The sequence below is a fragment of the Luteimonas lutimaris genome (assembly GCF_039537065.1).
GTDB lineage: Bacteria > Pseudomonadota > Gammaproteobacteria > Xanthomonadales > Xanthomonadaceae > Luteimonas > Luteimonas lutimaris.
In genome coordinates this window covers 1-19,022 of the sequence record NZ_BAAAZU010000026.1, presented here as the reverse complement: position 1 = coordinate 19,022, position 19,022 = coordinate 1, and the positions used below count along the sequence as shown (strand labels likewise).

Sequence of the window (19,022 nt, the reverse complement as noted above, 5' to 3'; positions counted from 1 at the left end):
AGGCAATCCATGTCCCTGAACGCCGTTTTCGACACCGACCGTGGCCCGATCAAGGTCGAGCTCTACCCCGACAAGGCCCCCCTGACCGTGGCCAACTTCGTCAACCTGGCCAGGCGCGGCTTCTACGACGGCCTGAGCTTCCACCGGGTGATCCCGGACTTCATGATCCAGGGCGGCTGCCCGCAGGGCACCGGTACTGGCGGCCCGGGCTACAAGTTCGAGGACGAGACCAACAACGGCGTCAAGCATGAGCGCGGGGTGCTGTCGATGGCCAACGCCGGCCCCAACACCAACGGCAGCCAGTTCTTCATCACCCACATCAAGACCGACTGGCTGGACGGCAAGCACACCGTGTTCGGCAAAGTGCTCGAAGGCCTGGAAGCCGTCGACGCGGTCAAGCAGGGCGACACCATCAAGTCGGTGAAGATCGAGGGCGATGCCGACGCCGCGCTGGCCGCGAAGGCCGACCGCGTGGCCGAGTGGAACAAGATCCTCGCCGCCTGACCGGTGCGCCGGCGCCCGCTCCGCAGGGCCGGGAGCGGGTGGCCGGCGTGCTAAAATCACGGGGCTGCCAAGCGCGCGCCTGAGTCACGGCGCCGCGCCCGCCTGCAGCCCCCCGCTCCCCAACTTCCCGAGGTTCCGCGATGCCCCAGCTCGCCAAGCGCATGGGCCGTGCCAAGCCCAGTGCGATCATGGTGGTGGCCGAAAAGGCCAAGCAGCTCAAGGCCGAAGGCCGCGACATCATCAGCTTCTCGATCGGTGTCCCCAACTTCCTGCCCGGCGACCACGTCTACGCCGCCGCGCGCGAGGCGCTGGAGCACGACTCCGGCCAGTACGGCAGCAACCGCGGTTCCAACGACCTGCTCGACGCCTTCCTGGGGCACATCGAACAGATCGGCCTGACCGGTTACACCCGCGCCAACTGCTCGACCGGCATCGGCGCCAAGCACATCCTCTACAACCTCGGCGAGGCGCTGCTCGACCCGGGCGACGGCTTCGCCTTCTGCACTCCGTACTGGACCAGCTACCTCGATATCGGCGAGATCCTCGAAGCCGACATCCAGCTGCTGCCGTGCCCGCCGGAGCAGGACTACAAGCTCACGCCCGCCCAGCTCGACGCGGCGCTGGCGAAGAAGCCCAAGGTGTTCCTGTTCAACAACCCGTCCAACCCGACCGGCATGGTCTACACCAAGGACGAGATCGCAGCGCTCGCCGACGTGATCGTGAAGCACCCGGACACGTGGGTGGTCACCGACGACATCTACAACCGGATGGTGTTCGACGACGTGGGCTACCACAACTTCGTGCACGCCCGTCCCGAGCTGCGTGACCGGGTGGTGTTCGTCGACTCGCTGTCCAAGACCTACGGCATGCCCGGCTGGCGCGCCGGCTTCATGGTCGGGCCGGAGGTGGTGGCCACCGCGGTCACCACGATGAACTCCAACCACATCACCAACCTGCCGGAGATCGTCACCGCGGCGGCCGTCGCCGCGCTGTCCGGTCCGCAGGACGTGCCGGCCGCGCGCCGCGAGGAGTTCCAGGCCAAGCGTGACCAGGTCGTCGCCGCGCTCAAGGCGATCCCCGGCGTGACCTGCCCGGTGCCGCAGGGCGCGTTCTACGCGTTCCCGGACATCAGCGTGGCGTTCGGCAAGTCGCACAACGGCAAGGTCATCGGCAACGACGTCGACCTGTGCAACGCGCTGCTCGACGCCAAGGGCGTGGCCTGCGTGCCGGGCTCGGCCTTCGGCGAGCCGCGCGGCCTGCGCATCAGCTACACCTGCCCGACGCCACAGCTGGCGCCGGGGCTGCAGCGCATCCAGGAATTCTTCGCCGAACTGATTTGATCTCCATCACTGTCATCCCGAACGCAGTGAGGGATCTGCTTCTCCCGGACATCGCGCAAGAAGCAGGTCTCTCGCCTTCGGCTCGAGATGACAGGTGTGTGGGTTTGGAACAACAAGAGACTTCGAGGAGCAACCAATGAAAACCCCCGTCCGCGTCGCCGTCACCGGTGCAGCCGGCCAGATCGGCTATTCGCTGCTGTTCCGCATCGCCTCGGGCGAAATGCTCGGCAAGGACCAGCCGGTCATCCTGCAGCTGCTCGAGTTGCCGATGGAGAAGGCCCAGGCCGCGCTCAAGGGCGTGATGATGGAGCTCGACGACTGCGCGTTTCCGCTGCTGGCGGGCATGGTCGGCACCGATGACGCCGAAGTCGCGTTCAAGGACGCCGACATCGCCCTGCTGGTCGGCGCGCGTCCGCGCGGCCCGGGCATGGAGCGCAAGGACCTGCTGCTGGAGAACGCGAAGATCTTCACCGCCCAGGGCGCGGCGCTGAACAAGGTCGCCTCGCGCGACGTCAAGGTGCTGGTGGTCGGCAACCCGGCCAACACCAACGCCTACATCGCGATGAAGTCCGCACCCGACCTGCCGGCGAAGAATTTCACCGCCATGTTGCGCCTGGACCACAACCGCGCGCTGAGCCAGCTCGCCGCCAAGGCCGGCGTGGCCGTGGGCGACATCGAGAAGCTCGTCGTGTGGGGCAACCACAGCCCGACCATGTATCCGGACTACCGCTTCGCGACCGTCAACGGCGAATCGCTGAAGGACAAGATCAACGACGCCGCGTGGAACGCCGACACCTTCATCCCCACCGTCGGCAAGCGCGGCGCCGCGATCATCGAGGCGCGCGGCCTGTCTTCGGCCGCCTCGGCCGCCAACGCCGCCATCGACCACATCCACGACTGGGTGCTGGGCACCGACGGCAAGTGGGTGACCATGGGCGTGCCGTCCGACGGCAGCTACGGCATCCCCGAGGGCGTCATCTACGGCGTGCCGGTGACCTGCAAGGACGGCGAGTACACCCGCGTGACCGACCTGCCGGTGGATGAATTCAGTCGCGCGGCGATGGACAAGACCTTGGCCGAACTGGAAGAGGAACGCGCCGGCGTGGCGCACCTGCTGTAATCCCGCCGCACGCAGTGGCACGGAAGGGCTGGCCGCGTGCCGGCCCTTTTCGTGTTGGCGGTGTGGCGCCTGCCGTGGTTGGATAGCGGCTTCCGCCACCGCGAGAAGCCCATGGAACGCCGACCGCCCATCACGCTTTCCCGTCGCGCACTGCTCGGTGCTGCCGGTGCGCTGCCGTTGCTTGCGCTGCCGGCTTCGCCGCGCGCGAGCGCGGCGGACGCGGCCGATACCGGCCTCGACGCGCTCGCCAGCCTCGCCACGGGCGCCCAGCCGATCGGTGAAGCCGAACGCCGGGCGCGCATCGCCCGCGCGCAGGCGCTGATGGCCGAGCACGGCATCGGCGCGGTGGTCATCGAACCCGGCGCCTCGCTGGTCTATTTCACCGGCGTGCGCTGGTGGCGCAGCGAGCGCCTGACCTGCGCCGTGCTGCCCGTCGAAGGCGATCCCTGCATCGTCACGCCGTTCTTCGAAGAGCCTTCCGTGCACGAATCGCTGGGCGTGCCGGCCCAGGTGCGGGTGTGGCAGGAGGACACCAGCCCGTTCGAGGTGGTGGCCGGGTTCCTGCGCGACCGCAAGCTCGCCGGCAAGCCGGTCGGCATCGAGGAAACCGCGCGTTACCTGCTCGTCGATGGCCTGCAGCAGGCGCATCCGGGGATTTCGCTTGTATCTGCCAATCCGGTGGTGCGCGGCTGCCGCATGATCAAGAGCGCCGCCGAGATCGCTCTGATGCAGTGTGCGACCGACGTGACCATCGCGGCCTACCGCTGGACGTATCCGCGCATCCAAGCCGGGATGACGCCCGCCGACATCGGCGCGCTGATGACCGCCGCCACGGAAAAGCTCGGCGGCGCGGTCGAGTTCAACCTGGTCCTGCTCGGCGAAGCCGCGGCCTACCCGCACGGCAGCGGCAAGCCGCAGCAGGTCAGGCCCGGCGAAGTCGTGCTGATGGACTGCGGCTGCAACGTGCACGGCTACCAGTCGGACGTGTCGCGCAGTTTCGTGTTCGGCGGCGAGCCGAGCGCGGCGCAGCGCAAGGTGTGGGAGCAGGTGCTTCGCGGCCAGCAGGTCGCCTTCGAGGCGGCGCAGGTCGGCGTGCCCGCCGGCGCGGTCGATGACGCCGTCCGCCGCTATTACGCGAGCCTCGGCTACGGTCCGGACTACCAGCTGCCGGGCCTGTCGCACCGCACCGGGCACGGCATCGGCCTGGACGGCCACGAGCCGGTCAACCTCGTGCGCGGCGAGAAGACGCCGCTGGCCGCCGGCATGTGCTTCTCCGACGAACCCGGCCTCTACCTGCCCGGCCAGTTCGGCATCCGGGTGGAGGACTGCTTCCACATGACGGCCGATGGCCCGCGCTGGTTCAGCCAGCCGCCGACGATCGATGCGCCGTTTGGATGACCGGGACTGGGCGCGGGGGTTTCGCGTTCCGCGCATCGGCTAAAATCGCGTTTTTGCCGGAGTTCCCATGAATGCATCCACCTCTGCCGGCGCCCGCTTCCGTGCCGCGCTGGCCGAAGAATCCCCGCTGCAGGTCATGGGTGCGATCACCGCCTACGCCGGGCTGATGGCCAAACGCACCGGTTACAAAGCCCTGTACCTGTCCGGCGGCGGCGTGGCCGCCAACTCCCTGGGCATGCCGGACCTGGGCATCTCGACGATGGAAGACGTGCTGGTCGACGCCCGCCGCATCGTCGATGCGACGGGCATGCCGCTGCTGGTCGACATCGATACCGGCTGGGGCGGGGCGTTCAACATCGCCCGCACGATCCGCAATTTCGAGCGCGTCGGCGTGGCCGCCGTGCACATGGAAGACCAGGTCGGGCAGAAGCGCTGCGGCCATCGCCCCGGCAAGGAAGTGGTGTCGAAGGGCGAGATGGTCGACCGCGTGAAGTCCGCGGTGGACGCGCGCAGCGACGAGGGCTTCGTGATCATGGCGCGTACCGACGCCGCCGCTGCCGAAGGCGTTGATGCGGCGATCGAGCGCGCGGTGGCCTACGTCGAAGCCGGCGCCGACATGATCTTCCCCGAGGCGATGAAAACGCTCGACGACTACCGCCGCTTCAAGGCCGCGGTGCAGGTGCCGATCCTGGCCAACCTCACCGAATTCGGATCGACCCCGTTCTTCACCACCGACGAACTGCGCGAGGCCGGCGTCGACATCGCGCTGTACTGCTGCGGCGCCTACCGTGCGATGAACAAGGCCGCGCTGGGCTTCTACGAAACCGTGCGCCGCGAAGGCACGCAGAAGAACATCGTCGACCGCCTGCAGACGCGCGAGGAGCTGTACGACTTCCTCGGCTACCACGACTACGAGCGCAAGCTCGACGAGCTGTTCTCCAGGGAATGACCGGCATGGGCACGGGCGAGCCGCAGGCGCCAGGCCCGGAGGCCTCGCACGGTCGTGACTGGAACGCGGTTGCCGCGGTGATCGCGGCGCTGATCGGCCTGCTTGCGCTGGCGGTGTCCGGCTACACCGCCTGGTTGCAGCGCCAGCAGGTGCGTGCCGAGGTCTGGCCTTACCTGCAGCCGGGCATTTCGCCCAGCCAGCACAACATGAACCTGTCCAACAAGGGCGTCGGCCCGGCGTCGGTGCAACGGGTCACGCTGTACGTCGACGGCCGGCCGCAGCGCGACTGGCCCCATGCGTTCGACGCGCTGGGGCTGCCCGAACTGCGCGATACGGCCGCTTCGACGATCAACGGCATCGTCCTTTCGCCGGGAGAGACGATCCAGCAGATCACGCTGCGCGACGCGGACGCGTTCGCGCGCTTCTACCGGCAGTACCCGCGCATCCAGCTCCGGCTGTGCTACTGCTCCGCGCTGGGCGAGTGCTGGATCTACGATGAGCGGGAACGATCCGCTGACACCAGGCGCCAGGCGATCGCGGCGTGTCCCGCGATCGGCGCCGACGAATTCATCGACAACCGGCTGCGTCCGGCACGGCCACCCGCGTGATCCGGGCGTTGGCCGGATAGTCGGCCGGCGGGCCTGGAGAGAAGTCCCATGGTCCGAGCCACCCCCCTCTGGCCAGACCCCACCGGCGCGTTCGAATGCGATGCGGTCATCCGCATCGCCGGCCTTTCCGCCCCGGGGCGTCCAGCCTTCAGTCCTGTCAACGCAGGCGACGGTACCGGCCGGACAGGCCGCTGGCCGAAAGCCGTAAAATGCACGGCTCACGAAGAAGAACCGACCGGAGCATGCCGATGAGCGATACCCCGTCCACCCTGCCCAAGCCGAAGAAGTCGGTGGCCCTGTCCGGCACCGCCGCCGGCAACACCGCGCTGTGCACGGTCGGCCGCAGCGGCAACGACCTGCACTACCGGGGCTACGACATCCACGACCTGGCCACGAAGTCGACCTTCGAGGAAGTCGCGCACCTGCTGGTGCACGGCGCGTTGCCGACGGCATCGCAGCTCAAGGCCTACAAGGCCAAGCTCAAGCGCCTGCGCGGGCTGCCGGCGATCGTGCAGGAGGCGCTGGAACTGGTGCCCGCCAACGCGCACCCGATGGACGTGATGCGCACCGGTTGCTCGGTGCTGGGCACGGTGCTGCCCGAACGCGACGGCCATCCGGCGCCCGAGGCGCGCGATATCGCCGACCGGCTGATGGCCAGTTTCGGCTCGATGCTGCTGTACTGGTGGCATTTCACCCGCAACGGCCGCCGCATCGACGTGGAGACCGACGACGACTCGATCGCCGCGCACTTCCTGCACCTGCTGCATGGCGAGACGCCGAGCGACCTGCATGCCGAGGCGATGGACAAGTCGCTGATCCTGTACGCCGAGCACGAGTTCAACGCCAGTACGTTCACCGCGCGCGTGATCGCCGGCACCGGCAGCGACATGCATTCGTGCATCACCGGCGCGATCGGCGCACTGCGCGGGCCCAAGCACGGCGGCGCGAATGAAGTGGCGATGGACATCATCTCGCGCTACGGCACGGCGGACGAGGCGGAGGCCGACATCCGGGCGCGCGTGGAACGCAAGGAGATCGTGATCGGCTTCGGCCACCCGGTGTACACCATCGGCGACCCGCGCAACCCCATCATCAAGGAGATCTCGCGCCGGCTGTGCCACGACGGCGGCAACATGACGCTGTTCGACGTCTCCGAGCGGATCGAGAACGTCATGATGGACATGAAGAAGATGTTCCCGAACCTGGACTGGTTCAGCGCATCGAGCTACCACATGATGGGCGTGCCGACGCCGATGTTCACGCCGCTGTTCGTGATCGCGCGCACCGCCGGCTGGAGTGCGCACGTGATCGAGCAGCGCGAGGACGGCAAGATCATCCGCCCGAGCGCCAACTACACCGGGCCGGAAGATCGCGAGTACGTGCCGATCGGCAAGCGCTGACGGGTGGAAGAAGAAGAGCCGCGCATTGCGCGGCTTTTTTGGGTTCTTTTGAGGGAAAAGCGCTACCGGGGATATCCGCACCGGGCATTCCGGCCGCGTCGGGGTCCATCAGGTCTGGCGAAGATTTCTTTGCCGCCGATTGCGCAGGTGAACGCGGATAAAGCGGATCAGTAGGGAATGCCTTCTGCACTCTCCGGGAAACAAAGAGAAGAGCCGCGCATCGAGTGGTCCCTGCGAAACGGAATGGTTCCACTCCATGTCGCCGTTGCCTTGGCCGCGCTCATCCGCGCAATCCGTGGCAAGCCCCCCGGTTGCTGGCGTCAGGACAGGCCTTCTTCCCCCAGCACCTTCTGCACCGCAGGGTCGGCTTCCATGCGCGCCGAGAATCGGGCGAGGTTGTCCAGGCCGGACAGGTCCACGCCCTGCGCATTCGCCCAGCGCGTGACGACGTAAAGGTAGGGGTCCGCAATCGAGCGGCTGCCGGCGATCCAGTCGCCGTTCGCAAGCTGCGCGTCTGCGCGCTCGAACAGCCCGCGCAGCGCCGTGCGCGCCGCGTCCCGGGTCTTCTCGATCGTCGCCTCGTCGTCGAGGTAGGCCGTCGCGCCGAACAGCGGCTTGAAGCCGGGGTGCACGTCGGAATTGACGAACGCCAGCCAGCGGTTCACCTCCGCGCGCCCCCTGGGCGTGCCGTCGCCGCCAAGCCCGGCTTCCGGGGAGGTGTCGGCGAGAAAGTTGAGGATGGCCACGTTCTGCGTCAGCGCCCAGTCGCCGTCCTGCAACACCGGCACGGAGCCCGCGGGATTGAGCCTGCGATAGCCCGGCGACTTGCGATCGTCGCTCGAAACGCGAATGGCCTCATAGGGCTTGCCGATCCATTCGAGCGTGATGTGGTCGGCGAGCGAGCAGGCCCCGGGTGCGTAGTAAAGCTTCATGTGGCGGATCCATGGCGGTTGGAAACCACCATGATGCCGTTGTCGCGGTGAGGACGCGGTGCCGTCGATACACCGGGTCGTCGCGCCGCGGGGGACGCTCAGCCGTGGCGCGGCTTGAGGTCCTGGACCTTGAGGAAAGTGTGGCCGCCGATGGTTGCGACCTGGTAGGCGTTGCGCCAGCTCGGGCTGGCGATGTCGTGGGCCAGGAAATGGCTGGCGCCGGGCACGACTTCCTTGCGCTCGCCGGCGGGCAGCGCCCAGTTGCGCTCGGCCTCGATGGCGACGGTCACCGCCTGCGACCAGGCCTCGACGTTGCCCAGGCGCGTGTTCGGCGACACCAGCGACGGCGCGAACTGCTTGCGCGCGGTGACCACCTCGCACATCGAGTCGCCCCACAGGCCGCTTTCCTCGCGGCGCAGGGCCACCTCCGCCACGGCCTGCTGGCCGAGGTCGGACTGGTTGCGGGCCTCCAGGTAGACCGTCGTGCTCAGGCAGAGCGAATCGGCGGCTTGCGGCGGCAGGACTGAGGCCAGCCACAGGATCCAGGCCAGTTTCATGGAACGACTCCTTGCTGCGTTGCGCCCGCAGGCATCCACGCGGTCCACGGGGACCGGGCGATGCCAACGGGCATGGCGTATTGGGGAGGGCAGCGGCTCTATGGCGCTTTAGCCCGGGCGCCGAAGACCGCAGAAGGGCGGTCCGGGCCGGTCCTGCCGGAAACAGGCGGCAGGAAAAGTGCGCGCACGGTACCGTCCGGTTTCCTAACGGAAGCTGAACACAAATCCTGAAATGCTTGATTGGATTGGAGTTTTTATTCTGATTCCAGGGGCCGGCGGCTACAGCGCGGCTGCCACGGCCGCCGCCTGGGCGATGGCGCGCTTGGCGTCGAGTTCGGCGGCCACGTCCGCACCACCGATGACCTGAACAGGGATCGAAGCGGCCTGCAGCGATGCCAGCAGGTCGCGCCTGGATTCCTGCCCGGCGCAGATGACGACGTGGTCCACGGGCAGGCGTTGCTCGCCGCCGTCGACGCGGATGCGCAGGCCGGTGTCATCCACGCCCAGGTACTCCACCCCGCCCAGCATCCGCACGCCCTTGGCCTTCAGGGTGGCGCGATGGATCCAGCCGGTGGTCTTGCCCAGCCGTGCGCCGGGGCGGCCCGGAGTGCGTTGCAGCAGCCAGAGCTGGCGCGGCGACGGTTCCGGCCGCGCGGGCACGAGGCCTGCGCGGGCATCGAAACGCGCGTCCACGCCCCATTCGGCCATCCAGCGTGCAGGGTCGAGGCTCGGCGAGGGCGCATCCTGGACCAGGAACTCGGCCACGTCGAAACCAATGCCGCCGGCGCCGATGATGGCCACGCGCGCGCCGGGCACAACGCGTCGCTGCAGCACGTCGAGATAGCCGACGACCTTGGGATGGTCGTGGCCGGGGAAGTCGACCCGGCGCGGCGTGACGCCGGTGGCGAGCACCACCTGGTCGAAGCCGGACAGCAGCTCGGGGGTCACCGGCGTCGACAGCCGCAGGTCCACCCCGGTCTCCTCGATGCGGTGGCGGAAATAGCGCAGGGTTTCGTGGAATTCCTCCTTGCCGGGGATCGTCTTGGCGAGGTTGAACTGGCCGCCGATCTCGTCCGCGGCGTCGAACAGCGTCACCCGGTGTCCCCGCCCGGCGGCGATCGTCGCGCAGGCCAGGCCGGCCGGGCCGGCGCCGACCACGGCGATGCGTTTCGGCGTGCTGGTCGGCGTGTAGTTGAGTTCGGTCTCCGCGCAGGCGCGCGGGTTGACCAGGCAACTGGCGCGCTTGTTCTGGAACACGTGGTCCAGGCAGGCCTGGTTGCAGGCGATGCAGGTGTTGATCGCCTGCGCCGCGCCCGCGCGGGCTTTTGCCACCCACTGCGGGTCGGCGAGCAGCGGCCGCGCCATCGACACCATGTCGGCGCCGCCCGCGGCGAGGATGCGCTCGGCGACGTCGGGCATGTTGATGCGGTTGGTGGCGACCAGCGGAAGCGCCACATGCGGGCGCAGCTTCGCGGTGACCCCGGCGAACGAGCCGCGCGGCACCGAGGTGGCGATGGTGGGCACGCGCGCCTCGTGCCAGCCGATGCCGGTGTTGATGATGGTCGCGCCGGCGGCCTCCACCGCTTTTGCCTGCGCGACGATCGCGTCCCAGTCGTTGCCGCCGTCGACCAGGTCAAGCATCGACAGCCGATAGATCACGATGAAGTCCGGCCCGCAGGCCTCGCGCACGCGGCGCACGATCTCCACCGCGAAGCGCATCCGGTTTTCGTCGCTGCCGCCCCAGCGGTCGTCGCGCCTGTTGGTGCGGGCGACGGTGAACTGGTTCAGCAGGTAGCCCTCCGAGCCCATGATCTCGACGCCGTCGTAGCCGCCGTCGCGCGCGAGCCTGGCGGCGTTGGCGAAGGCGTCGATCTGGCGCTCGACCCCGCGCGCCGACAGTGCGTGCGGGGTGAACGGATTGATCGGCGCCTTGAGCTTCGACGCCGACACCGACAGCGGGTGGTAGGCGTAGCGGCCGGCGTGCAGCAGTTGCAGGCAGATCTTCGCGTCGTGCGCATGCACCGCCGCGGTCACCTGGCGGTGCTTGCGCGCTTCCCACGGCCAGCTGAGCTTGCCGGCGAAGGGCTTGAGCCAGCCGACCAGGTTCGGCGAGAAGCCGCCGGTGACCATCATCGCGACGCCGCCTTCGGCACGTTCGGCGAAATACGCCGCCAGCTTCGGGAAATCGCGGCGGTGGTCCTCCAGCCCGGTGTGCATCGATCCCATCAGCACGCGGTTGCGCAGGGTGGTGAATCCCAGGTCCAGCGGTGCGAACAGGTGCGGGTAGGGCGTGGCGTCGGACATGCTGGCGTGCGCTGGCGTATGGAACGGGCCACGATGCCGGGAAAGCCGGCAGGCGGCAAGCCGCCGTTCCGCGGCGACGGGTGTCAGCCGATCGGCACCGCGGTGCCGCGCACCACGATCCCGCCCGTCGCGGGAATGTCCACCTGCAGCTGGCTTGGCCGGCCCATCGTTTCGCCCTGGCGGATCAGGAGCGACGCCGGTGCGTCCAGCAGGCCGGCGTCGCGCAGGTAGCCGCCGAGCGCGGCGGCCGCGGCGCCGGTGGCCGGGTCCTCGACCACGCCGCCGACCGGGAACGGGTTGCGCGCATGGAACACGCGGGGGCCTTCGCGCCACAGCAGCTGCAGCGTGGTCAGGCCATCGGCCAGCATCAGCGCCTTGAGCCGGTCGAAGTCGTAGTCGAGTCGCGCCAGGGTGCCGCTGTCGCCGACCGCGAGCACCAGGTGCCAGGCACCTGCGAAGGCGCGCGCCGGTGGAATCGTCGGGTCCAGGTCCGCGTGGGTCCAGCCGAGCGTCGACAGCGCGGTATCGACCAGCGCTGCGGACGCGGGCTCGTGGCGCGACGCGACCGAGGTCAGCGCGGCCTCGCGCCGGCCGTTGTCGGTGCGCACGTCGACCGGCACCTCGCCCACGGACGTGGCCAGCCGGTAGATGCCGTCGCCATCGCTCGTGCCCAGCACCACGCCGGTGGCGATGGTGGCATGGCCGCAGAACGGTACCTCCGCCTCCGGGCTGTAGTAGCGGATGACGCGCGCGCTGCCGTGCCGTGGCGCGACGAAGGCGGTTTCCGAATAGCCGACGTCGCGGGCGATGGCCTGCATCGTCGCTGCATCCGGCAACGCATCGCCGATCCAGACGCCGGCGGGATTGCCGCCGGCGGGATCGTCGGAGAATGCGGCGTAGCGATGCAGGGTTCCGTTGCCCATGAGTGGCTCCGTTGCGTTGGGGTGAGATCCGGTGCGGCGCCTACCAGCCGGCCAGCGTCAGCTTGCCGATGCCGCGGCCCGATTCCAGCCTTCGATGCGCCTCGCGCAGGTTGGCCGCGTCGATCCGGCCGAGGGTTTCGGCGTGAGTGCCGCGCAACTCGCCGGCGTCGACCAGCGCGGCGACGCGTTCGAGGATGCGGCCCTGTTCGGCCATGTCGGCGGTCTGGAAGCGCGAGCGGGTGAACATCAGTTCCCAGTGGATGCCGATGCTCTTGAGCTTGTAGGGATCGCCGATGTCGAGCGGCCCCGATGGTTCCACGATCAAACCGACGTGGCCCTGTGGTGCGACCAGTTCGCCGAGCGCTTCCCAGTAGCGGGTGGTGTCGGCGAAGTTGACCGCCGCGTCGACCTGTTCGAAACCAAGCGCGGCCAGCTGCGGCGCGAGCGGCTGACGATGATCGATGACGTGGTGCGCGCCCATCGCCTTGCACCATTCGATCGTTTCCGCGCGCGAGGCGGTGGCGACCACGGTGAAGCCGGCGCGCCGCGCCAGCTGGATCGCGATCGAACCAACGCCGCCGGCGCCGGCGATCACCAGCAGCACCTTGCCGTCGCCGCCGTGTTCCGGGTCGAACGGCATGCGCTGGAACAGCAGTTCCCAGGCCGTGATCGCGGTCAGCGGCAGCGCGGCCGCCTGCGCGAACTCCAGCGACTTCGGCTTGTGTCCGACGATGCGCGCGTCGACCCGTTGGTATTCGGCGTTGCTGCCCGGGCGGGTGATGTCGCCGGCGTAGTAGACCTCGTCGCCCGGCTTGAAACCGGTGACCTGATCGCCGACGGCTTCGACCACGCCGGCCGCATCGAACCCCAGCACTTTCGGCGCCGATTCGACCTGCGGCTTAGGCGCGCGCACCTTGGTGTCGACCGGATTGACCGACACCGCCTCGACCCGCACCAGCAGGTCGTGCCCGGCGGGGGCGGACGGCCTCGGCAACTCGACGTCGAGCAGCGACTGCGGATCGTCGATCGGCAGGTAGCGGGTGAGGGCGACGGCTTTCATGCGGACTCCTGCGGAACGGGATGGACGGCGACCGGCGCGGGACTGCGTTCGGCGAATTGCCCGTTCCAGTACGGGTAATAGGGATACGGCGGCGTGACGGCACTGGCGGCGTCCAAGCGTGCGACCTGCGCGGCCTCCAGGTGCCAGCCGATGGCGCCGAGGTTCTGCTTCAGCTGTTCCTCGTTGCGCGCGCCGACCAGCACCGTGGAGACGGTAGGCCGCTGCAGCAGCCAGTTCAACGCGACCTGCGGCACGCTCTTTCCCGTTTCCTCCGCGACGATGTCGAGCGCGTCGACGATCCGGTACAGGCGTTGCTCGTCGACCGGCGGCGCGAAGCCGGCGGTGTCGTGCAGGCGGCTGCCTTCGGGCAGCGGCTGGCCGCGGCGGATCCTGCCGGTCAGCCGGCCCCAGCCCAGCGGGCTCCACACCACCGCGCCGATGCCCTGGTCGAGCCCGAGCGGCATCAGCTCCCACTCGTAGTCGCGGCCGACCAGCGAGTAGTACGCCTGGTTGGCGACGAAGCGCGGGTAGCCGCGGCGATCGGCGACCGCCAGCGATTTCATCAGCTGCCAGCCGGAGAAATTGGACGCGCCGAGGTAGCGCAGCTTGCCGGCGCGCACCAGGCCGTCGAGCGTGGACAGGGTTTCCTCCATCGGCGTCATCGCGTCGAAGTGGTGCAGCTGCAGCAGGTCGATGTAGTCCGTATCCAGCCGCCGCAGCGCGTTGTCGACCGCGGCGACGAGGTGGTGGCGCGACGCGCCGACGTCGTTCGGGCCGTCGCCGAAACGCAGCGACGTCTTGGTCGAAACGATCACGCGGTCGCGTCGGCCCCTGATCGCCGCGCCGAGGATCGACTCGGACGCACCGTCGGAATACACGTCGGCGGTATCGAAGAAGTTGACGCCGGCCTCGAGACTGATGTCGACGATGCGCCGCGCCTGTTCGACGCCGGTGTTGCCCCAGGCGCTGAACAGCGGCCCCTTGCCGCCGAACGTGCCGGCGCCGAAGCCGAGCGCGGACACCTTCAGCCCCGAGGCGCCGAGGTGGCGGTATTCCATCGCCGTGCCGGTACCGCTCATGCCGCCGTCCCGCGCAGCTGGAAGAAATCGTCCTCGGGGATGCCGATCGCCGCGACCATCGCCTCGTGCACGCCGCGCGCAATGGCGGCCTTGTGCGCGGGCGATGTCCCGGCGGGAATGGCGACTCGGGTGAAAGGCATGACGGACTCCTGGGGGGAAGGGGGAAGTTCAGGCGGCTGCATCGCAGGCACGCGCGCGGGCGACTGTCGTGACGGGGGAGGGGGTGGCGTTGTCCTGGTTGTCGTCGCGCCGCTGCAGCGCGCGCGCCCACAGCGCGACGCCCAGGCCGCCCAGCGTCACCAGCATGGCCGCCCAGGCCACCGCGCCCAGGCCGGGGCCGTGGACGATGACCACGCCGCCCAGCCAGGCGCCGAGTGCATTGCCGAGGTTGAACGCGCCGATGTTGAGGCTCGAGGCCAACGCTTCGCCGCCCGTGGCGCGGCGCAGCACCCACAGCTGCAACGGCGACACGGTGGCGAAGGCCGCCGCGCCGAGCAGTCCGGTGAACAGCACCGCCGCCGGCTTGAAGTGCAGCGCGAAACCCATCGCGCCCAGCACCAGCGCCAAGGCGGCGAGGGTGGCCAGCAACGCCTGCATCAACCGGCGATCGGCCAGGCGCCCGCCGAGCACGTTGCCGATGATCATGCCGACGCCGAACACCAGCAGCACCGGCGACACCGCGCGGTTGGCGAAGCCGGTGACGCGGGTCAGGATCGGTTCGATGTAGGTGAACACGGTGAACACGCCGGCGAAGCCCAGCACCGTCGTCAGCAGGCCGAGCAACACCTGCGGCCGGCGCGCCACCGACAGCTGGCCGCGCAGGGACATGGCTTCGGTCGCGCCGCGGTCGGCCGGCACCAGCAAGGCGATCACCAGCGTCGCCACCATGCCGACCGCGGCCACCGCCCAGAACGTCGCCCGCCAGCCCAGGTGCAGGCCCAGCCAGGCCCCGGCCGGAACCCCGAGCAGGGTGGCGATGGCAAGCCCGGTGAACATCGCCGAGATCGCCGACGCCTTGCGGTCCTCCGCGACCAGTCCGGTCGCCACCACCGCACCGACGCCGAAGAAGGTGCCGTGCGCCAGCGACGTCAGCACGCGGGCGGCCATCAGCAGCGGATAGTCGGGCGCCAGCGCGCAGGCGAGGTTGCCCAGCGTGAAGACCACCATCAGCGCGATCAGCACGGCCTTGCGCGGCAGCCGCGCGGTGGCGGCCGTCAGCAGCGGCGCGCCGACGAACACGCCCAGCGCGTAGCCGGAGATCAGCAGCCCGGCAGCGGCGATGGTCACGTGGAGATCGGCGGCGACCTGCTGCAGCAGGCCCATGATCACGAATTCGGTGGTGCCGATGCCGAACGCGCCGGCCGTCAGTGCGTAGACGGCCAGCGGCATGCGGGAGCGGGCGGGCGGGGCGGCGGTGGCCATGGGCGGCTGCGGACTCTGGAATTGGGAAGCGCGCAGCCTAGGATGTTGCGTCTTCAGCAGAAACAGCCAAAATGGTGAATCAATATCAATGATTTATTGATAATGGATGATCGCATCGGTGACTTGGGCCTGTTCCTGCGCGTGCTCGACCTGGGCTCGATCAGCGCCGCGGCGCGCAGTCTCGACCTGTCGCCCGCCGTGGCGAGCCAGCGCCTGAAACGCCTGGAGCGCGCGCTGGGCGTGCGCCTGCTGCACCGGACCACCCGCCGCCTGCACCCCACGCCCGAGGGCATCGCGCTGGTGGAGCAGGGGCGTGCGCTGGTCGAGGACCTGGAAGCGCTGACCAGCGGCCTGCGTCGCTCGGCGACCGAGGTCTCCGGCACGTTGCGCGTGACCACGTCGGCCTCGTTCGGGCGCCTGTATATCTCCCCGCTGCTGCCCGAATTCCTGCTTGAGCACCCGCGATTGCGGGTCAGCATCGATCTGAGCGACCAGACGATCGACCTGGTGAGCGCCGGCTACGACCTTGCCATCCGCATCGGCGCGCTGGACGACTCCACCCTGGTCGCGCGCAGGCTGGCCAGCAACCGCCGGGTGCTGTGCGCCGCGCCCGGCTACCTGCGCCGGCACGGCACGCCGCAAACCCCCGCAGACCTTGCCCGGCACGAATGCATCCTGTTGTCCGGCAGCCAGGGGCGCCAGGACACCTGGCGGCTGCGCGACCGCCAGGGCCGGGATACCGTGGTCCACGTGCAGGGCCGCCTCGAAAGCAATTTCGGCGAGGTGATCCGCGACGCGGCGGTCGCCGGCCTCGGGATCGCCCTGCATTCGACCTGGCACGTATGCGAGGACCTGCGCGCAGGCCGCCTGCAGCGGGTGCTGCCGGACCATGCGATCGCCGACAGCGGCATCCATGCGGTGATGCCGCAGCGGCGCATGGTGCCGCCGCGGGTGCGGGCGTTCACCGACTTCCTCGCCGGCAAGTTCGGCGAAAACCCGCCGTGGGAGCGCGCTCTGGCAAAATAGCCGGTTCCCCTTGCCAGCAATGGCCAGAATCCAGGAGCCAGGCTTCCATGAGTCACGCAGACATCCGTTCCGCCGCCCGCCCCGATCCCGACCAGCCGATGGTCGACATCGCCGATTACGTCATCGACGCCAAGATCGATTCGCAGGAGGCCTATGACACGGCGCGCTACATGCTGCTCGACTCGCTGGCCTGCGCGATGCTGGCGATGAAGTTCCCCGATTGCGTCAAGCACCTCGGCCCGCTGGTTCCCGGCGGCGAGATCCCCGGCGGCGCGCGCGTGCCGGGCACGGCGTTCGAGCTTGACCCGGCCCAGGCCGCGTTCAACATCGGCACCCAAGTACGCTGGCTCGACTTCAACGACACCTGGCTGGCCGCCGAGTGGGGCCATCCGTCCGACAACCTCGGCACCATCCTCGCCGTTGCCGACTGGCTGTCGCGCAAGGCCGAGAAGGCAGGCGGCAAGGGCCTGACCGTGCGCGACGTGCTGGGCTGGGCGATCAAGGCCCACGAGATCCAGGGCGTGTACGCGCTGCAGAACTCGTTCAACCGCGTCGGCCTCGACCACGTGATCCTGGTGCGCCTGGCCTCGACCGCGGTCGCCACCGCGATGTTCGGCGGCAACAAGGAAGAGGTGATCAACGCGGTCTCGCATTCGTGGATCGACAACGGCGTGCTGCGCACCTACCGCCACGCGCCCAACACCGGTCCGCGCAAGAGCTGGGCCGCGGGCGACGCCTGCCGCCGCGCGGTGATCCATGCGATCAACGCCGTCGACAAGAAGGTGGTGGGCTACCCGAGCGCGCTGTCGGTCAAGACCTGGGGCTTCTACGACATCGCCTTCGGCGGCAAGGCATTCCAGTTCGAGCGCCCGTTCGGCAGCTACGTGATGGAGAACGTGCTGTTCAAGATCAGCTACCCGGCCGAGTTCCACGCTCAGACCGCGGTCGAATGCGCGATGCAGCTGCACGGCCAGGTCAAGGACCGCATCGACGAGATCGAGAAGATCGTCATCGAGACCCAGGAAGCCGGCGTGCGCATCATCGACAAGACCGGCCCGCTGGCCAACTACGCCGACCGCGACCACTGCATCCAGTACATGGTCGCCGTGCCGCTGATCTTCGGCCGCCTGACCGCCGGCGACTACAACGACGACGTCGCCGCCGATCCGCGCATCGACGCGCTGCGCGAGAAGATGACCGTGGCCGAGAACCCGCAGTTCACGAAGGACTACTTTGACCCGGACAAGCGCTACATCGGCAACTCGGTGCAGGTGTTCTTCAAGGACGGCAGCTCGACGGAGAAGGTGTCGATCGACTATCCGATCGGCCACCGCAAGCGTCGCGCCGAGGGCATCCCGGTGCTGATGGCCAAGTGCGAAAAGGCGCTGCGCGCGCAGCTCGACGGGGACAAGGTCGACCGCCTGATGGCGCTGGCCGCGGACCCCGCGGCGCTGGACGCGCTCCCCCTTTCCGACTTCATTCAGCTTTACCAACAATAATGGCGCCGTTCAGCGCAATTGGTTATGGATGCGTTAACATCGCCTTCACGGCACCCGAAATAGTGTTGCGGCGTGTTGTTTCGGGCCGAGCGCCCCTTGCATGATCCAGACCGATCCAAAGCTGATCCTTCCACAACAAGAAACGTTTCCCCCTGATCAAAGGAGCTGAACCCCAATGAAAAAGAAACTCCTCTGCGCCGCGCTGTTGGGCGGCCTGGGCCTGGTGCAGGCCGCCAATGCCCAGGAGTTCGATGACCGCTGGTACCTGACCGGTTCGGCTGGTTTCAACATCCAGGACAACGACCGCAACACCGGCAATGCCCCGTTCGGCACCATCGGCGTCGGCAAGTTCCTGAACCCCAACTGGTCGATCGACGGTGAGCTGAACTACCAGAACCCGAACTGGGACAGCAACCCGGACCTGAACTGGAGCCAGTACGGCATCTCGTTCGACGCCCGTCGCCACTTCGTCGTCGAAGGCCGCAACTGGAACCCCTACCTGCTGTTCGGCCTGGGCTACCAGCGCGAAGAGATCGAGATCGACAACTTCCCGAACCCGAACTCGCCGTTCGAGGAGAAGGAAGGCGCGATCGCCGGCAAGTTCGGCGTCGGCCTGCAGAGCAACGTCGGCCGCGTGCGCGTGCGCACCGAGCTGGCCTACCGTGCGGTTGGCCTGAACGACACCCGTGCCCAGCTGGTGAACGACGATCCGCCGCCGGAGCGCAACGACGGTGAAGACTGGTTCGGCGACGTGCTGGCCTCGGTCGGCGTGGTGATCCCGCTGGGTCCGGAGCCGACCGCCCCGGTGGCGCCGGCCCCGGTGGCCCCGAGCTGCGCCGACATGGACAGCGACGGCGACGGCGTGAACGACTGCGACGACAAGTGCCCGGATTCGCAGGCT

General features: G+C 68.8%; 18 protein-coding genes. 10 read left to right on the top strand and 8 right to left on the bottom strand.

What is annotated here, in order from left to right:
• Nucleotides 1-9 precede the first annotated feature (9 nt).
• The 7 genes from ABD679_RS12360 to prpC all read left to right on the top strand — a co-directional run bounded on the left by ABD679_RS12360 (nt 10) and on the right by prpC (nt 7,319).
• A complete protein-coding gene (locus tag ABD679_RS12360) occupies nt 10-504 on the top strand; it encodes a peptidylprolyl isomerase (RefSeq protein WP_344760294.1) in 495 nt (164 codons plus the stop codon).
• A 140-nt stretch (nt 505-644) separates the two neighbouring features.
• Nucleotides 645-1,844 carry a pyridoxal phosphate-dependent aminotransferase gene (locus tag ABD679_RS12355; protein ID WP_344760293.1) on the top strand — a complete coding sequence of 400 codons (1,200 nt, stop codon included), beginning with the start codon at nt 645-647 and terminating at the stop codon, nt 1,842-1,844.
• Between the two features lie 136 nt (nt 1,845-1,980).
• Nucleotides 1,981-2,964 (top strand): malate dehydrogenase, encoded by a 984-nt coding sequence (locus ABD679_RS12350; protein WP_344760292.1) that lies wholly within the window; start codon nt 1,981-1,983, stop codon nt 2,962-2,964.
• 111 nt (nt 2,965-3,075) lie between these two features.
• Nucleotides 3,076-4,362 (top strand): M24 family metallopeptidase, encoded by a 1,287-nt coding sequence (locus tag ABD679_RS12345; RefSeq protein WP_344760291.1) that lies wholly within the window; start codon nt 3,076-3,078, stop codon nt 4,360-4,362.
• Nucleotides 4,363-4,429: 67 nt separating this feature from the next.
• Entirely contained in the window at nt 4,430-5,311 is an 882-nt protein-coding gene (gene prpB / locus ABD679_RS12340; protein ID WP_344760290.1) for a methylisocitrate lyase, read from the top strand.
• A 5-nt stretch (nt 5,312-5,316) separates the two neighbouring features.
• Nucleotides 5,317-5,919: a hypothetical protein gene (locus tag ABD679_RS12335; protein ID WP_344760289.1), complete on the top strand. Its 603-nt coding sequence runs from the start codon at nt 5,317-5,319 to the stop codon at nt 5,917-5,919.
• 248 nt (nt 5,920-6,167) lie between these two features.
• Nucleotides 6,168-7,319: a bifunctional 2-methylcitrate synthase/citrate synthase gene (prpC, locus tag ABD679_RS12330; protein WP_344760288.1), complete on the top strand. Its 1,152-nt coding sequence runs from the start codon at nt 6,168-6,170 to the stop codon at nt 7,317-7,319.
• Nucleotides 7,320-7,639: 320 nt separating this feature from the next.
• On the opposite strand, the gene ABD679_RS12325 is transcribed toward prpC, so the two are convergent.
• From ABD679_RS12325 to ABD679_RS12290, 8 genes are all read right to left on the bottom strand, one after another.
• Nucleotides 7,640-8,251 carry a glutathione S-transferase family protein gene (locus tag ABD679_RS12325; protein ID WP_344760287.1) on the bottom strand — a complete coding sequence of 204 codons (612 nt, stop codon included), beginning with the start codon at nt 8,249-8,251 and terminating at the stop codon, nt 7,640-7,642.
• Nucleotides 8,252-8,349: 98 nt separating this feature from the next.
• Nucleotides 8,350-8,808 carry a cell wall hydrolase gene (locus ABD679_RS12320; RefSeq protein WP_344760286.1) on the bottom strand — a complete coding sequence of 153 codons (459 nt, stop codon included), beginning with the start codon at nt 8,806-8,808 and terminating at the stop codon, nt 8,350-8,352.
• 279 nt (nt 8,809-9,087) lie between these two features.
• Entirely contained in the window at nt 9,088-11,112 is a 2,025-nt protein-coding gene (locus ABD679_RS12315) for an oxidoreductase (RefSeq protein WP_344760285.1), read from the bottom strand.
• Between the two features lie 83 nt (nt 11,113-11,195).
• Entirely contained in the window at nt 11,196-12,035 is an 840-nt protein-coding gene (locus ABD679_RS12310) for a PhzF family phenazine biosynthesis protein (protein ID WP_344760284.1), read from the bottom strand.
• Between the two features lie 40 nt (nt 12,036-12,075).
• A complete protein-coding gene (locus ABD679_RS12305) occupies nt 12,076-13,095 on the bottom strand; it encodes a zinc-binding alcohol dehydrogenase family protein (protein ID WP_344760283.1) in 1,020 nt (339 codons plus the stop codon).
• On the bottom strand, nt 13,092-14,153 hold the full coding sequence (locus ABD679_RS12300; protein ID WP_344760326.1) for an aldo/keto reductase: 1,062 nt from the start codon (nt 14,151-14,153) through the stop codon (nt 13,092-13,094). The genes ABD679_RS12305 and ABD679_RS12300 overlap by 4 nt, the downstream gene beginning before the upstream one ends.
• 17 nt (nt 14,154-14,170) lie before the next feature.
• The gene (locus ABD679_RS12295) at nt 14,171-14,314 is read right to left on the bottom strand and encodes a tautomerase family protein (RefSeq protein WP_344760282.1); all 144 of its coding nucleotides are present in this window, start codon (nt 14,312-14,314) and stop codon (nt 14,171-14,173) included.
• Between the two features lie 28 nt (nt 14,315-14,342).
• On the bottom strand, nt 14,343-15,596 hold the full coding sequence (locus tag ABD679_RS12290; protein ID WP_344760281.1) for an MFS transporter: 1,254 nt from the start codon (nt 15,594-15,596) through the stop codon (nt 14,343-14,345).
• A 102-nt stretch (nt 15,597-15,698) separates the two neighbouring features.
• On the opposite strand from ABD679_RS12290, the gene ABD679_RS12285 reads away from it, so the two are divergent.
• The 3 genes from ABD679_RS12285 to ABD679_RS12275 form a co-directional block, all read left to right on the top strand.
• The gene (locus tag ABD679_RS12285; protein WP_344760280.1) at nt 15,699-16,622 is read left to right on the top strand and encodes a LysR family transcriptional regulator; all 924 of its coding nucleotides are present in this window, start codon (nt 15,699-15,701) and stop codon (nt 16,620-16,622) included.
• Between the two features lie 47 nt (nt 16,623-16,669).
• A complete protein-coding gene (locus tag ABD679_RS12280) occupies nt 16,670-18,121 on the top strand; it encodes a bifunctional 2-methylcitrate dehydratase/aconitate hydratase (protein ID WP_344760279.1) in 1,452 nt (483 codons plus the stop codon).
• A gap of 175 nt (nt 18,122-18,296) precedes the next feature.
• Nucleotides 18,297-19,022, top strand: a 726-nt coding sequence (locus ABD679_RS12275; RefSeq protein WP_344760278.1) for a porin family protein, incomplete at its 3' end; no start/stop codon positions are given.

Excerpts from the sequence above, each read along its gene's own strand:
- ABD679_RS12360 (WP_344760294.1), top strand. The coding sequence starts at position 10 with ATGTCCCTGAACGCCGTTTTCGACACCGACCGTGGCCCGATCAAGGTC.
- ABD679_RS12310 (WP_344760284.1), bottom strand. The coding sequence starts at position 12,035 with ATGGGCAACGGAACCCTGCATCGCTACGCCGCATTCTCCGACGATCCC.
- prpB (WP_344760290.1), top strand. The coding sequence starts at position 4,430 with ATGAATGCATCCACCTCTGCCGGCGCCCGCTTCCGTGCCGCGCTGGCC.
- ABD679_RS12320 (WP_344760286.1), bottom strand. The coding sequence starts at position 8,808 with ATGAAACTGGCCTGGATCCTGTGGCTGGCCTCAGTCCTGCCGCCGCAA.
- ABD679_RS12290 (WP_344760281.1), bottom strand. The coding sequence starts at position 15,596 with ATGGCCACCGCCGCCCCGCCCGCCCGCTCCCGCATGCCGCTGGCCGTC.
- ABD679_RS12315 (WP_344760285.1), bottom strand. The coding sequence starts at position 11,112 with ATGTCCGACGCCACGCCCTACCCGCACCTGTTCGCACCGCTGGACCTG.
- prpC (WP_344760288.1), top strand. The coding sequence starts at position 6,168 with ATGAGCGATACCCCGTCCACCCTGCCCAAGCCGAAGAAGTCGGTGGCC.
- ABD679_RS12305 (WP_344760283.1), bottom strand. The coding sequence starts at position 13,095 with ATGAAAGCCGTCGCCCTCACCCGCTACCTGCCGATCGACGATCCGCAG.
- ABD679_RS12300 (WP_344760326.1), bottom strand. The coding sequence starts at position 14,153 with ATGGAATACCGCCACCTCGGCGCCTCGGGGCTGAAGGTGTCCGCGCTC.
- ABD679_RS12325 (WP_344760287.1), bottom strand. The coding sequence starts at position 8,251 with ATGAAGCTTTACTACGCACCCGGGGCCTGCTCGCTCGCCGACCACATC.
- ABD679_RS12280 (WP_344760279.1), top strand. The coding sequence starts at position 16,670 with ATGAGTCACGCAGACATCCGTTCCGCCGCCCGCCCCGATCCCGACCAG.
- ABD679_RS12335 (WP_344760289.1), top strand. The coding sequence starts at position 5,317 with ATGGGCACGGGCGAGCCGCAGGCGCCAGGCCCGGAGGCCTCGCACGGT.
- ABD679_RS12295 (WP_344760282.1), bottom strand. The coding sequence starts at position 14,314 with ATGCCTTTCACCCGAGTCGCCATTCCCGCCGGGACATCGCCCGCGCAC.
- ABD679_RS12285 (WP_344760280.1), top strand. The coding sequence starts at position 15,699 with ATGGATGATCGCATCGGTGACTTGGGCCTGTTCCTGCGCGTGCTCGAC.
- ABD679_RS12345 (WP_344760291.1), top strand. The coding sequence starts at position 3,076 with ATGGAACGCCGACCGCCCATCACGCTTTCCCGTCGCGCACTGCTCGGT.
- ABD679_RS12350 (WP_344760292.1), top strand. The coding sequence starts at position 1,981 with ATGAAAACCCCCGTCCGCGTCGCCGTCACCGGTGCAGCCGGCCAGATC.
- ABD679_RS12355 (WP_344760293.1), top strand. The coding sequence starts at position 645 with ATGCCCCAGCTCGCCAAGCGCATGGGCCGTGCCAAGCCCAGTGCGATC.